At 46.1% G+C, this 15,395-nt stretch carries 11 protein-coding genes and 1 tRNA gene; 1 reads left to right on the top strand and 11 read right to left on the bottom strand.

Features of this window, described 5'->3' with window-relative positions; translation table 11 throughout:
* Positions 1-50 precede the first annotated feature (50 nt).
* The 11 genes from murA to GAVG_RS00915 all read right to left on the bottom strand — a co-directional run bounded on the left by murA (position 51) and on the right by GAVG_RS00915 (position 13,804).
* On the bottom strand, positions 51-1,409 hold the full coding sequence (gene murA, locus GAVG_RS00965) for a UDP-N-acetylglucosamine 1-carboxyvinyltransferase (protein ID WP_004111949.1): 1,359 nt from the start codon (positions 1,407-1,409) through the stop codon (positions 51-53).
* An 88-nt stretch (positions 1,410-1,497) separates the two neighbouring features.
* Complete coding sequence (locus tag GAVG_RS00960; protein ID WP_009994437.1) at positions 1,498-2,907, bottom strand: metallophosphoesterase; 1,410 nt, start codon at positions 2,905-2,907, stop codon at positions 1,498-1,500.
* Between the two features lie 481 nt (positions 2,908-3,388).
* On the bottom strand, positions 3,389-4,243 hold the full coding sequence (nusG, locus tag GAVG_RS00955) for a transcription termination/antitermination protein NusG (RefSeq protein ID WP_004118345.1): 855 nt from the start codon (positions 4,241-4,243) through the stop codon (positions 3,389-3,391).
* 28 nt (positions 4,244-4,271) lie between these two features.
* Positions 4,272-4,487 carry a preprotein translocase subunit SecE gene (secE, locus tag GAVG_RS00950; protein WP_004111941.1) on the bottom strand — a complete coding sequence of 72 codons (216 nt, stop codon included), beginning with the start codon at positions 4,485-4,487 and terminating at the stop codon, positions 4,272-4,274.
* Positions 4,488-4,525: 38 nt separating this feature from the next.
* Positions 4,526-4,601, bottom strand: a tRNA-Trp gene (locus GAVG_RS00945).
* A gap of 164 nt (positions 4,602-4,765) precedes the next feature.
* A complete protein-coding gene (locus GAVG_RS00940) occupies positions 4,766-6,025 on the bottom strand; it encodes a pyridoxal phosphate-dependent aminotransferase (protein WP_048653141.1) in 1,260 nt (419 codons plus the stop codon).
* 385 nt (positions 6,026-6,410) lie between these two features.
* Positions 6,411-7,556 carry a glutamate 5-kinase gene (gene proB / locus GAVG_RS00935; RefSeq protein WP_004118343.1) on the bottom strand — a complete coding sequence of 382 codons (1,146 nt, stop codon included), beginning with the start codon at positions 7,554-7,556 and terminating at the stop codon, positions 6,411-6,413.
* Positions 7,557-9,221, bottom strand: a complete 1,665-nt coding sequence (obgE, locus tag GAVG_RS00930) for a GTPase ObgE (protein ID WP_009993651.1) — start codon at positions 9,219-9,221, stop codon at positions 7,557-7,559.
* A 364-nt stretch (positions 9,222-9,585) separates the two neighbouring features.
* Positions 9,586-9,837, bottom strand: coding sequence for a 50S ribosomal protein L27 (rpmA, locus tag GAVG_RS00925; RefSeq protein WP_004106248.1), 252 nt, complete (start codon positions 9,835-9,837; stop codon positions 9,586-9,588).
* Between the two features lie 33 nt (positions 9,838-9,870).
* Complete coding sequence (gene rplU, locus GAVG_RS00920; RefSeq protein ID WP_004111933.1) at positions 9,871-10,179, bottom strand: 50S ribosomal protein L21; 309 nt, start codon at positions 10,177-10,179, stop codon at positions 9,871-9,873.
* Positions 10,180-10,360: 181 nt separating this feature from the next.
* On the bottom strand, positions 10,361-13,804 hold the full coding sequence (locus GAVG_RS00915) for an Rne/Rng family ribonuclease (protein WP_048653115.1): 3,444 nt from the start codon (positions 13,802-13,804) through the stop codon (positions 10,361-10,363).
* Between the two features lie 343 nt (positions 13,805-14,147).
* Between GAVG_RS00915 and GAVG_RS00910 the strand changes: the two genes are divergently transcribed.
* A complete protein-coding gene (locus GAVG_RS00910) occupies positions 14,148-15,089 on the top strand; it encodes an AEC family transporter (RefSeq protein WP_009993877.1) in 942 nt (313 codons plus the stop codon).
* Positions 15,090-15,395 lie beyond the last annotated feature (306 nt).

Raw genomic sequence — 15,395 nt, 5'->3', positions numbered from 1 at the left:
AAGGGAAAAGTTATCCACATTGCTCAAATTGCACAAATTACTCAAATAACTCAATCAATATCCGCGCCAAGAGCAGTCAACTTACCACGGAAATCTGCATAACCGCGGTCAATAAGCGAAATACCCTTAACGTTAGATGGACCTTTAGCTGCAAGAGCCGCAATAAGATGACTAAAACCGCCTCGCAAATCAGGAACATCAATATCTTGACCAGTAAGAGGTGTTGGACCAAAAATCACAGCAGAATGCTTGTAATTTCGCTGCTGGAATCGGCAAGGAAGAGAACCTAAGCACTCGCGGTACAACTGAATCATAGCGCCCATTTGAACAAGTGGTTTTGTAAACCCAAAACGATTCTCATAAACAGTTTCGTGAACAATACTCAAACCTTTAGCTTGAGTTAAAGCAACAACAAGAGGCTGCTGCCAATCAGTCATAAAACCAGGATGGACATCGGTTTCAATAGCAACAGGATGCAAATCACCACCCGGATGCCAGAATCGAATACCGTTATCAGTAACGTCAAACTGACCACCAACTTTACGGAACACGTTTAAGAAGGTCATCATCTCTGGCTGAGTAGCCCCTTTAATAAACACGTCACCATGAGTTGCGAGCGCAGCAGAAGCCCAAGATGCTGCCTCAATCCTATCTGTTAAAGCCGTATGATTGTAGCCTTGAAGCTTATCAACGCCCTCAATCCTAAATGTTCGATCAACGTCTACAGAAATAATAGCGCCCATTTTTTGCAAAACAGCCACCAAATCCATAATTTCTGGCTCAATTGCAGCACCCGAAAGCTCTGTTTTACCTTCTGCAAGCACGGCTGCAAGAAGAGTTTGCTCAGTGGCACCAACCGATGGATAAGGTAGATGAATTTTAGTGCCATGCAAGCCGTTAGGAGCAGTAATATGAATACCATCCTCATGATCTTTATCTACATTCGCACCAAGTTTACGCAAAGTTTCAAGATGGAAATCTATTGGACGCCCTCCAATATTGCACCCACCTAAAGCTGGGATAAAAGCCTCACCAAGTCTGTGAAGAAGCGGACCAGAGAAGAGAATAGGTATTCTCGAAGATCCTGATAATGTATCTACGTCTGCAACATCAGCAAGCTGAACGTTGCTTGCGTCAATACTAACAACGCCTGCAGCGCCATCAACATCTACGTTTACTCCATGCAAACGCAGCAAATCAGAAACAACGTGAACATCTCTGATTTCTGGAACATTCTTTAACACGGATTTCCCAGGAGCAAGCAAAGCTGCAACCATTGCTTTACTAACAAAGTTTTTTGCACCACGAACTTTAATAGCTCCGTTAAGCGGCTTGCCACCTTCTACATGCAAAACGTCTGCAGCGTCAATGCCACTTTCGTTCTGTTCAGCCGTATTATGCGCAGACACATTTACCTCTTTCGTTTGCAACTAAAACTAATCACTATAATACCGACATGCGTGCCAATAACACATACCAATTCGAGCATTAACCAAGCTACTTTGCTGCGCGAGACCGCCATCTTCTCAATAGCCTTGCAAAAAGCGAAGGTTTTTGCAATAAATCTACTTCTGGCAAATCGTGATCGCAATCCGCGTTTAGACCATAAGTATACGCCTTTTTAGACGAAGGTTTTCCAACTAAATCACCAAATTCAAGCATTTGCGTTCTAGGCTCGTATGGGTGACGTATGTCAAATTCGATAAGTCTTGCACCACATTTAGATGCAGCTGGCCCATAAGATCCAAAACCACACGTTGCAGTAGACATAAGTAGCATATCCGAATCTTTACAACGTCCAGCAAACGCGTTTCTGTGATCATGCCCTGCGCAGAAAGCGAAAGTGCCAATCTTTTGCAAAATATCATATTCCCCACTGTCTTTATCTGGGCAACTCACACCTTCTCCAAGATAACCATCTGGCAAAACGCGATTATCGTCTAAAGCATAATATCTCCCAGCAAAACGCCTGTACCCCTCGATCGCATGTTCCTGAGACGCATAATCTTTAGAAACTTCACGCATTAAACCATAGTATTGAGGAAGAGGAAAATGCTGGAAAACACAGAATTTTGGAGGCGATAACTTTGGCAAATTTCTCAAAAAATCAAGTGCCTTATCCGAAGGTTTCCCATAACCTCCACTCTTCTCATAGTCTCCAGAATTAACCAAAACTAATGAAAATACAACATTTTCCTGATTCACATCCATAACTGGAAGCGCAAACGTACCAGCTTCACAAGGAAAAATGATTTGATTTGGCAATATGCATTTAGTGGATTGCAAAGCTGCAACATTGCAACTAGAAGAATCATAATTATTCGACTTGTTTTGCGAAGAACGGTTCATGCAACCCTTAAACTCTTGATACAAAGAATCCAATTCTTCATTGCTTAACCCACATTGAAAATCATGGTTTCCGTAAGTCAGCGCCCATGGAATTGAACGATCTTCCAAAGGCTGCACCATACGCTTAATGTGCTCAATAACTTTTTTTCGCGTTGCATCTAGTTTTTCTGCATACGACTCATCCTTAGGCGAGTAATTATCAGAAAATCGTCCTGAGGAAGAGTCGAAAGCCTCCGAAGACCAGCGTCTGCGTACAAATGTATCCGCAAAATCTTTAACATATCCAGCAATTTGATTACCCGTAAAAATCACAATATCTGGCTTAACAGCATCACAAGCGGACTCTATAAGCCTAATTGTATCTTTGCTAATTTTTGGAGCATCCTGAACATCTGCAAACTGCAAAACACGAAATTTGCCAGAAAGATGGAATTGCAATTTACCTAATCGTGCAGAAATAGACATCGGCAAATTAGCCGATTCAGAAGAATTAGCCGATTCAGAAGTGGGTAAAACTTTAGACTCATCGCTATTCGTAGATTCTGCAATTTCTGACATGATTCAAGCATACGGCACATCAGAGAACAGTATCAACAAAAGATTTAACAAAATTCAAAGAATTTAACGCTAAATTATTAAGACTGCACTCGAACTACAGAAAAATAAAGAAATATACACAAAAATGGCGAAACGTAGGGATTTTTTACAAGATTTTCAGGTAATTCACAGGCGATAACATCTTTGTCTTAAGTAAAGGATGCCTATTATAGAGACATCAAGGAAAAAGCAAATCAACATAACGAATGATTTGCAAGAACCAATAACTGAACCTCTCTTCTTCTCTTCTCTTTCATAACCCCGGGTTAATAGCTCGGGGTTTTTGATTACATTATAAAAAATTACATTACAAAATTACGGATTATTTCCCCCCCCCCCAAAAAAAAACAAAACAAAAGTCGGGATGCAGCAAACACCACACCCCGACTTATGCACTGATAAAATCAGATACGCGCAACAATCACAAAACGCGCATTAAAAATCAAACAATAGGCTCTACCTGGTTAAATCCAAGCTCCACAGGAGTTTCGCGACCGAAGATAGAAACAAGAACCGTAAGCTTCTGCGTTGTAGGATCCACATCCGACACCACGGCAGCCATAGTCGCAAATGGACCATCGGTAACTGTAACCTGATCGCCAACCTTGTAAGCCACCTCAACGGTACGCTTACGAGCCGCAGCAGGCTTATCTCCAGCCTTCTTCAAAGCCTCAGACGCAATCATAGGAGCCATCATATCGATAACTTCCTTACGGCTAAGAGGAGCAGGCTCCTTAGATGGGCCAACAAAACCAGTAACGCCTTCAGTTTCGCGCACAATACGACGAGCATTCTCATCTGGCCACATACGAATAAGCACATATCCCGGGACGCGAACGCGGGTAATAACCTTCTTACCCTTGTCGGTGTGCTTTTCAACCTCTTCCATTGGCACTTCAATCTGGAAAATCTTGTCTTCCAAACCAAAGCTTTGTACACGAGATTCAACGTTAGTTTTAACGCGCTTCTCGTAGCCAGAATAGGTGTGGAGAACGTACCACTTGCCTTCAAGAGTGCGCAAAGTCTTAGAGAATTCCGCAACAGCGGCAGCACCAGCATCTGTAGGATCAACTTCTTGCGCAGCGGAAGAATCGCCAGCAACCGTTTCAGCAGGCTCAGCAGGAGACTCGGTCTCACCAGCTACGTTTTCACTATTTTCAGAAGCATCTTCTACGACAACAGTATCTGCAGCATCTGCGTTCTCAACATTTGCAGCATCAACCGAAATATCAGCTGCGTCAAAATCCGCAAGATCATTCACAGAATCAACATTTTCGAGATTCAACTCGTCAGTCATATTCGCACACCCTCAAAATTCGTTGAAATCAGCCAAACAGCCACATAACAGACTTACCCAAACCGAAGTCCATAACAGTGACGAAAACCATCAAGAAAATAACAAAAATAAACACGGAAGCTGACCAAGCAAACAATTCCTTGCCGTGAGGAGCAACGACTTTGCGAGTCTCATCAATAGTTTGCTTAATGAACATGCCAATACGCATGAACAAATTCGGCTTCTTCTCTTTTGCCTTGGCCATGCTTGAATCCTTCGTTTGAAAATTGTTAACAATAAAACTGGCAGGGACGGCGGGACTCGAACCCACAACCTACGGTTTTGGAGACCGTTGCGCTACCAATTGCGCCACATCCCTAGGTGAACTTGCTAATCATACCTTAAAAAGATTGACTTGGCAAAACCGCCAAATAGATATGTTAGCGGAAGGGCAAGATTTAAGGGTTTTATTATGATTAGCGAGTGTCGCTAAACGCGCGGTTGCTGGCGACTTTTGCGCGCGTAAACAACGCGCTGGCGCCTTTAAAACGCGCTGCCGCCTTCAATCCACTGCTTCATACGCCTCATACCTTCGGCAAGCTGACTGTCTGCTAAAGCACACGAGAATCGCAAGTGGCCAGGCGCACCAAAAGCCTCTCCAGGAACAGCGGCAACATGCGCTTCATCAAGAAGCATTTGCGCAAGCACAGACGACGTGCCTGGAATCTTAGAATCCTTGCCCATCGGGCGATCAAGTAGTGCCTCAACGTTTGCAAACGCGTAGAAAGCTCCGTGCGAAAGAGGGCAAGTCACGCCATCAATATCGTTTAACGCCTGCACAATAGCCTTGCGACGAGCATCGAAGGAATCACGCATTTTTGCAACTTCATCTAAGGGCCCACCAACCGCTGCAAGAGCTGCTCGCTGTGAAATATTGGAAACGTTAGACGTCATGTGGCTTTGAAGCTTAATCGCAGCTTTTGCGACATCAAGCGGCGCAACCATCCAGCCAACACGCCAACCTGGCATTGCGTACGTTTTAGCAACACCGTTCAAAACAAGCAGCTGGTCGCGCACTTCTGGCACTTCTACGCCAATATACGACGTTTTTACGCCATCGTAATGCAAGTGCTCGTAAATCTCGTCGGAAAGCACCCAAATATGGTGTTTTACAGCCCATTCGCCAATCGCGCGAATCGTTTGTGCGCTCCAAATAGCGCCTGTTGGATTAGAAGGCGAAGTTACAATAATCGCACACGTGCGTGGGGTACGAGCCGCCTCAATCGCCTCAATATCTGGCTCAAAACCGCGATCCGCGCCAGACATAACAGGCACAGGCACGCCACCTGCAAGTTTTACTGCCTCTGGGTAGCTTGTCCAATATGGCGCTGGGATTATAACTTCATCGCCATCGTTTAACAAAATCTGGCATGCTTCGTAAACAGCTTGTTTGCCGCCATTCGTTACAACAACTTGATTTGGGGAAACATCGTAGCCAGAATCGCGCTTGACTTTGCGCGCAATCGCCTCGCGAAGCTCTGGAAGACCAGCTGTAGCCGTGTACTTGTAGTTTTTTGGGTCTTTGCATGCGGCGGCTGCGGCTTCAACAATGTAGAGCGGCGTTGGAAAATCAGGTTCGCCTGCGCCGAAGCTAATAACGTCGATTCCTGCGGCTTTCATTGCTTTTGCTTTGCCATCTACAGCAAGCGTTGCACTCGGTGCCACTTTGTTAATGCGATTGCTCATAGAGCGCCATTGAGAGTTTGATACGTTTGCTGCGATTTGCAACTCGTTTTCTGCCATATTTGCTGCGATATTTTCTGCCATACTTACAGTTTAACCATTACACGTTATTTCCCGATTTTGTTTCTTTTTCGACCAGAACTGCTTCCTATTTGAAGTTGTGTGCTCCTTACTTGGTATTGCGCGAAGTTTGAGTATTTCTCTCCTCGCAAGTCCCGTCGCTACGCTCCTCTTTTATTGCTCGTATAGAAATACATCAAACCTTCTGAATATCTAGGACTTTTGCGTGATTTTCATCGCCGAGATTCTCGATTTTTCTTGCTCTCTCGGCGAGTCACCACCTTTCGGCGCTGAGGCTCGCCTCTTTCGCTGCGAAAAATCTCGAATCTCCACCTCGCTTGGCGAAGCTTTAAGCGCACATGCAAATCGATTAGCAAGTAGAAGATTATAAAAGCACAAGATTATCGCGATGCACCACAGGATGTGCGTATTGCCGCCCCAAAGTCGCCTCTAAATCGTCCGTAGTAAGACCCATTACCTGCGGTATCTCATCTGAATCAAATGCAACTAGCCCTTTGGCTAAATGATTGCCATGCTCGTCATCAATCCACACTGGATCGCTTGCAGAAAAGTCGCCAGCAACTCCTACTATTCCAGCAGCCAGCAGGCTTGCTTTCCCTCCTCGAACGGCTGCAGCTGCACCAGAATCTACAATAATCGAGCCATGCGGATTAGACGCAAAACCAATCCAAAGTCTTCTGGAAGACGCGCGCGAATTTAGTGGCGCGAACACGGTTCCAACTGCTTTCCCCGATAGTGCGCCCTCCGCGTTACTAGCACATGTCAAAAGCGTTGGGATTCCAGAAACAGCAGCAACGTGCGCCGCATCCATTTTGGTTATCATTCCGCCTGTGCCTACACCCGAAATGCTGGAGCCAACTTTAACATCGTCTAGCGCGCGCGTAACATCGGGAACAAAACTAATCCGCTTAGCATCTGGTTCGCTAGGCGGAGCCGTGTAAAGCGCGTCAACATCTGTTAAAAGAACCAGCGCATCTGCTCGCACAATGTTCGCCACAAGCGCCGCAAGCCTATCGTTATCACCAAAACGTATTTCGTTGCTAGACAGAGCGTCGTTTTCGTTTACGATTGGCACAACGCCTAATTCCAGCAGCCTAAGCATTGTGCGTTGGGCATTACGGTAACGCGAAGGACTTATAGTAACGTCTGCCGTTAGTAGCATTTGCCCTACTCTTATGCCGAATTCCGCAAATGCTGACTCATATTGGTACATGAGCAAGCCTTGTCCAACTGATGCTGTTGCTTGCTGAGTAGGCACATCTTTAGGACGTTCATTAAAACCAAGTAGTCCAAATCCCGCTGCGATAGCACCAGAAGATACTAAAACTACATTAGCTCCAGACATTTGAGCACGGCTAATAGCCGTAACAAGAGCACGTAATTTTTGCACGTCTAAATGACCAGATAAGTCTGTAAGCGAGCTAGAGCCAACTTTTACGACTATTGTGTTCGCATTGCTAATTGAACGCCGAATCTCATCTTCGGTAGGCTCAACTGCCTTATTAATCATTTACTCACCACGTCCAAATAAACTCTGCTCATCGTGTTTATCGTCATCTACCGATGGATCTGCCCAATGCCCTTGCTTTCGCTCCGCCATCATCGCATCTCGCACAGCGCTCTTTGCATCCATCATCATGTGATAATCGCGTCTGCGTTCAGCGTTTGTGCGTCTTGCACCTCTAGGGTCATTTGCTTCAAGTCGCAAGTCTTTTCCACGCGCACCCAGGCTAGCACCGTCCAAGCCTTCCGCACCTGCTGCAATGCTTGGATCCCAGTCGAAGCAAACCATGCGGTTTCCGCGACCAATCCTAATCTCGTCTCCTGGTCGCGCACCCTTCTTGCGCAACTCGTCTTCTACACCAAGTTTTGCTAAGCGATCCGCCAAATAGCCAACTGCCTCGTCGTTGTCGAAGTTTGTTTGCACAACCCAACGCTCTGGCTTAGCGCCCGTAACGGTAAACCAGAAGTCGCCATTTTTGTCTTCTTCGCGCTCGATTGTAAAGTCGCTAGCACTTCCGCGACCATCATCTCTGCGTCGTCTCAATGCTGGCTGTTCAAGCGGCTGAATAACAACGCGCTCTTCTTCACGCGCTGCCTCTTGCTCAGCAAGCTTTTCTCGCATACTAGCCACCATTTTTCCAAGCGCAAAACCAAGCTCTTTCAAGCCTTCGTGAGACGCAGTAGAAATCTCAAAAACTGGAAAGCCCATTTTTTCAAAGTCGCTTCGCACAAATTCTGCCAACTCTTTTGCTTCTGGCACATCAATCTTGTTTAGCACGATAATTCGCGGACGCTCTGGAATCGGAATCGCTCCAAGCGGCAAATCCAGCTTGTCTGCGTATTGTGAAAGCTCATGTTCCAAAGCCTTATAATCGCTGATTGGGTCGCGATTTGGTCCAAGCGTTGCACAGTCGATTACGTGGGCGATTATTTCCGTGCGCTCAATGTGGCGCAAAAATTCTAGACCAAGCCCTTTTCCTTCGGAAGCTCCTGGGATTAATCCTGGCACGTCTGCGATTGTGTAGCGATATTCACCAAAGCTGACTACACCAAGGTTTGGCACAAGTGTTGTAAATGGATAGTCCGCTATTTTTGGTTTTGCAGCGCTAATTGATGCTACAAGACTTGACTTTCCTGCAGACGGGAAGCCCACTAGCGCCACGTCTGCTATCGACTTTAGTTCTAGGATTACGTCTCTTTCTTCACCAGGTTCGCCTAGTAGTGCAAAACCTGGAGCGCGGCGAGTTTTATTGGCAAGAGCAGCGTTTCCAAGTCCACCTGCGCCTCCTACTGCGACTACGAATGTATCGCCTACGTGTTGCAAATCCGCCAAAACGTTGCCTGGTTTTTTCTGCGCTCCTGCAGCGCCCTTCGCCTCAAAAACTACGGTTCCGACTGGCACTGGCAACATAAGGTCTTCTCCTTTGGAGCCGTCCTTTGTATCACCTAGACCCATTGTGCCACTCTGCGCTACACGATGTGGCATGAATCGGTAGTCGAGTAGGCTGTTCGCGTTGCGATCGGCTACGAATATAACGCTTCCGCCGTTTCCACCATTGCCGCCATTTGGACCTGCAAGTGGCTTGTATTTTTCTCTGCGCACGCCTGCGGATCCATTGCCGCCGTCGCCGCCTTTAACATGTACCGTTACTCGATCTACAAAATCGCTCATAACTTTTACCTTACTTGATGCTCAATACTCGCCAGATTTGCCTGCGTTTGTTTCTTTTTTCCCGCATTTGTTTACGTTTTGCCCGATTTGGGAAACAAACTCGGGCACATTTCCCCACATTTGTTTACGTTTTGACCGATTTGGGAAACAAACGCGGGATAAAACTCAGGCAGGTCGTGTCGTTCGCGCGTTACAGCGCGCGAACGTCTTCGCCGCACGTAAAGTCCACTGGACTTTACGTTTGAGCGGCTCAGCGCTCCGAATTGCCTTTTCGCGCTACGCTTTAAGCGAAAAGGCAGGTCGTCGCGCAAACAAACAAAAAAGCCGCACCGAACGGGGTGCGGCTAGAAGATTAATGGGTTACTCAGGCGGTAACTACGTCTACAACCTTGCGATCACGACGAATGCCGAACTTCACATTGCCGTCCACCAAAGCGTACAGCGTGTGATCCTTACCCAAAGCAACGTTCTGTCCTGCATGGAACTTGGTGCCGCGCTGGCGAACAATAATGTTTCCAGCCACAACAGCTTCTCCACCGAACTTCTTAACGCCAAGATATTGCGCCTGTGAGTCGCGACCGTTGCGCGAGCTAGACGCACCCTTCTTATGTGCCATCTTGCTGTCCTTTCAGGTTTATAACACCGTCAATCAGGCGATGGCCGTGATCTTGACGAGAGTCAACTTCTGACGATGACCCTTGCGGCGAGCCACGCCAGTCTTGTTCTTATACTTCATAATGCTAATCTTTGGACCCTTAGCTTCGTCGTTAAGAACTTCTGCCTTAACTGTGATCTTTGCAAGATCCTTAGCGCTTAAGGTCACCTTAGCACCGTCAACAACGAGCGCGACCGGGAATTCCACGGTATCGCCCTTCTTTGCATCGAGACGGTTTACGAGGATGGCGTCTCCAACCTCAACCTTCTCTTGATGGCCACCGGCCTTCACAATCGCGTACATAATTCGTTCCTTAGCTAAATTGAAAGCTTTACTATTGCCTCACGCGCAGCGTTGAACCTGCGGCAAGACACCGACTATCAAAATTACACCGACCCCTGTACTAACGTCAAGTCTTAATTCATAAAGTCGAAATAAGCAATAGACATTATTGTACTCGAGCCGTATACTTTGCGTCTATTTTTTAGTTTTCACTAGATTCTTGAGAGCTTTCTGTAGATTCTTGAGATTCTTGCGAATCCTCAGATTCCTCAATTTTCCCGACTACTTGCGATTCTTCACTGCTTTCTGCAGATTCACTACTCGCATCTACTGCAGAAAAGTCGCCAGCAACCGAAGATTCATCAACACTGTCAACACTGTCAACACTGTCAACACTGTCAACACCGTCAACACCGTCAACAACACTATCGTCTGCATCGTCTCCATTATTAACGTCATCTGCAGATACAGCATTCACATCATTATTGTTATCGTCTTTATTATCGTTATAGTCTTTTTCGTCACTTTTGCGCAAAGACTCCTCCAAGAAAGCCGACGACGCTGCAGCGGCAGCAATACGCGCTAATTTGGCGCGAACATCCGCACTGGACTCCTGCTTAACCACAGGCATAGGGTCCGCAATACTTCCATGACCGTGCTTATTGGTTTTAATAAACGGATCACCGCCCTTAAGCGCGTAAGGATCCGCATACTCCGAAGACACAGTCGGCTCGTCGTGAAGAATAAACCCACGACCCTTGCAAGTCGGGCACTCCTCCGAAAACGCCTCGACCAAACCCTGTCCAACGCGCTTACGAGTCATTTGGACAAGGCCAAGAGATGTAACCTCTGCAACCTGATGCTTTGTGCGGTCGCGCGCAAGACACTCAACAAGACGGCGCAAAACAAGATCGCGGTTCGCTGGCATAACCATGTCAACGTAATCAATCATAACCATGCCGCCAATATCGCGAAGTCGCAGCTGACGCGCAATCTCCTCGGAAGCTTCCAAATTGCAGCGAGTCACAGTCTCTTCCAAAGACTTACCGCGACCAATAAAACGACCCGTATTTACGTCAATCGTTGTCATTGCCTCCGTGCGGTCAATAACAATCGAACCGCCTGCAGGAAGATAAACCTGGCGCTCCATGCCCTTTCTAAGCTGGCTGTCGATTTGCCACTTATCGAATACGTCTTTGCCTTCATGCTCAGCAGGATCCCAATACTCAATCTTGCTGCGCAAATCAGGAGCCATCATCTCCAAGTATTCACAGATGCGGTCATACGCGCCCTTGCCTTCCACAATCATCTTTTGGAAGTCATCGTTAAATATGTCTCGAACAACACGAATTGCCACATCTGGCTCGCCTTGCAAAAGCTTTGGCCGCTTGCCATGCAAGAACTCTTCTCGCTTCGCTTCGATTCGTTCCCACTGTTTTACAAGCGATTCAAGGTCTTTTTCAATCGCATCTTCACTAGCACCATCTGCGGCGGTTCTAATGATTATGCCCATGTCTTTAGGCGCGATTTTGCTTACGATTGCGCGAAGTCGGCTGCGTTCACGGTCGGATAGCTTGCGACTTACGCCCGTCATAGCTCCAGACGGAACAAGCACAAGGAACCTACCAGCAAGCGTTACTTGAGATGTTAGTCGCGCACCCTTATGGCCTATAGGGTCCTTAGTAACCTGCACTAAAACAGGGTCTCCTGCCTTAAACGCAAGCTCCATTCTTCGCGGCTGTCCTTCTAATCGTGTTGTATCCCAGTTGACTTCGCCAGCGTAAAGCACGCCGTTTCGGGCTTGACCAATGTCTACGAATGCAGCCTCCATGCTTGGCAGCACATTTTGTACACGACCAAGGTAAATATTTCCTACTGTTGCAACTTCTTGAATATCAGAAACATAGTGTTCTACAAGAATATTGTCTTCGATTACAGAAATTTGCGTGTGACGATCGCGTTCACGCACAACCATAAGTCGGTCAACGTTTTCACGCCTTGCCAAAAAGTCTTGCTCCATAAGCAAGTTTTGGCGATTACGCTCCCTGCGATTGTCACGACGACGCTGCTTTTTGGCTTCAAGTCGCGTAGAACCTTCAATATCCGTAATCTCATCAATATACTGCTGTTTTCTAGATCTTCGACTAGATGAATCGGAGTCTATTGACACAAAACGCGATTGTGTGCTTTGTGAATTTTGCGAACTTTGCGAACTTGAGGAACTTTGAGACGAATCGTCAGAAGATTTCGACCTGCGACGACGGCGACGACGAGTGTACACTTCCTCGTCATCTTGAGATCGCAACTCGTCTGGATCTGGAATTAAATCGCGGTCTTCTTGAGAAACTTCTATTTCGTTTATGTCATAATCGTCGGCGTATGAAGAATCATCCGAAGATAGGTCGGATGTTGTTCTACGGCTTGATCTATCAGACTTATCTGTCCTATCTTCCTTATCTGCGCGAGACGGTCTGCGACGACGGCGACGACGGGTTATCATTTCTCCGTCTTCATCATCATTATTTTCTAAATCAGAAGTTTTTGTATACTTGCGGGTTGATTCAGAATCTACATCATTATCTGACTCAACACTATTTTCAATTCTTTCGTCAATTACATCATCGATTGGAGAATAAACTATGTCGTCGTATTCAAGGTCTTCTTCTATTTGCTCGACTTCTGCGGCGGCGCGTCTTTCGGCAGCGTTTAGTCTGCGATTCTTGCGTGACTTTCTATGATTTTGATCATCGTAATTATCCTGATTGTCACGATTCTTACGACCATTATTGTTATTCTCGCTATATTTGTCACCATTATCTTTGTCAAGGTTAGCTTTATCAAAATTAGACTTATCCAAGCTATCCTTATCTAGATAATCTCGATTATTTCTACTTATTCTGCTATCGCTTCTATTATCAATTTCGTTTAAATCTTCAGGATTTGCACGATTGGATCGATCTGTACGATCTGCACGATTTACTCTGGAACGCACACGAATAACACGTGTATCATCGTCAGATTCAGAATCATAGTTATCGTCAAAATTGTTACGATTATTGCGATTTTTGCGACTACGTACTCTACTTAAATCCTCGTCTTCATTGCGATTCTTCCTGTCATTCCTGCCAGAACGCGTTTTACGCAACTTTCGTGAACTGCGACTATTGTCTTTGTCTAAATCATCTCGACTGTTTTCTCTATCGCTTTCATTTGCATCATCGTCGTAATCTAAATCGCGCATACGACTATTGTTTTCAGGCAAACGATGAGGTAAAACAGGCTCCTGAAAAAGTAGCGATGTTATCGGCCTTACAGGAGTTTGGTGCTCAACAACACTTTCAGATTCAGTTTCCTCAGAGCGTGTATCGTAATCGTTTCCGCCTTGTACGTGTAGTTTCATCGATTCGCCAGCTGCTCCTGCAACTCTTACAACGCGTCTTCCAGCACGCCTGCGTCTTGTGCTTGACGCTGCGTCTTGCGAACCTGAAACCACATTGACAACACCTGCTGTAACGGGTGATGTAACAGTTGAAGCAGCTGCTGATCTTTGCTCGTCAGCTGCGTTAGTAGATTCGTTCGCGCTTGAATTTGCTGCTACGAATGAAAGATTTTTATCTTCATTTTTATCATTATTGGCTTCGGGCACGGTGAAGCCTTCTCGTGTTACTCTGGGCACTATGCTCCTAGCGAAACTCTGCAATAGTTTCGCGCTCTTAGCCTGAAGAATGCACACGCTTATGCGAGCCACCCCTAAGGCTATCAATAAAGTCTAGCTGCACGACAGCGGACACCAGCCTCGCCCAAAATCATGCGTGAAAATCACGTGAGGGGATCGACGCCGTCGAATGCTCTGGCGGCTTGCAGCGCCACCGTTTTCTAGTATGCCATATTGCAACGTCAAATAACATGCGCCAATAAAAGTAACATACGCCAATAAAAGTCGATTGCGCATTACCCACAATCCAAAAATCAGCGCTAAAATCGTTTTCATGGGTTTAATCAGCGCTATGCAGGGCTTTTGCGTAATCGGCATCGTCATTGCCGCAGGGTACGTAACCGCGCGTCTTCGCATCGGCGGATCGCAAGCACAAATGGTGCTTAATCGCGTAAGCTTTTTTGTTTCAAGTCCTTGTTTAATGTTTGCAATACTTGCAAAAGAGCCAATTTTTGAGATTTTCCACTCGTCAATTTTTGTTGCGTTTTTCTCCGCAATGATTGTTGGCGTTGCATTTATTCTGCTTAATCGCCTGTTTTTCCACCTTCCTGCGGCAGATTGCACAATTGGCGCGCTTAACTCGCTTTACTTAAACTCAAACAACATTGGCTTGCCTGTTGCAACTTATATTCTTGGAAACCCTGCACTTGTTGCACCGATTTTAGTTATGCAGCAAGCTGTTTTTACGCCTGTTGGACTAACGGTTTTAGACGTTACAACTACTGGAAAGTGCTCGCTTAAACGCATTGCTCAACAGCCGCTTAAACAACCACTTTTAATTGGTTCACTTGGAGGAATTATTATTTCGGCAATTTCCGCAAAAATTGGCTATTTTCCTGTTCCGAATTTTCTTTATGACCCGATTAAAATGATTGGCGATTCAGCGGTTCCTATGATTTTAATGGCTTTTGGAATGTCACTTTACGGCAGCAAGCCGCTACAAAAAGATTCTAATCGTGCTGCTATTGCGACTGTTGCTATTCTGAAAAACTTGATTATGCCAATTATTGCGTTTTTATTGGCTTATTTTGTTATGGGTTTCCGAGGTGCCACTCTTTACGCGTGTGTTGTGCTGGCAGCTCTTCCGACTGGCCAAAACGTGTACAATTACGCTGCAAGATACAATGTTGGCTTGAGTTTTGCGCGCGATGGAATCCTGTTTTCTACGGTTACGAGTCCGATTTGTATTGCGTTAATCGCAGCAGTTTTAGGGTGACTAATCCTCCCGCATTTGTTCCATATTTAAGCAAATCTGACTACAAACATGAGCGCGAGACCTGCCTTCGCGCTCAAAGCGTAGCGCGCGAAGGCAATTCGGAGCGCTGAGCCGCTCAAACGTAAAGTCCAGTGGACTTTACGCGCGGCGAAAACGTGAGCGCGCTGTAACGCGCGAGCGATTTTCCCGAGATTGTTTACGTATTTGGAGATTTTGGAAACAAACACGGGCAAAAACGTGAGCGCACTCTACACCAAACACAATATCCACAAAACAACACAATAAGCCCTCAAACACAAAAATGCT

This window comes from Gardnerella vaginalis ATCC 14018 = JCM 11026 (assembly GCF_001042655.1).
GTDB classification, from domain to species: domain Bacteria; phylum Actinomycetota; class Actinomycetes; order Actinomycetales; family Bifidobacteriaceae; genus Bifidobacterium; species Bifidobacterium vaginale.
This window is presented reverse-complemented; position numbering and strand designations above follow the sequence as displayed.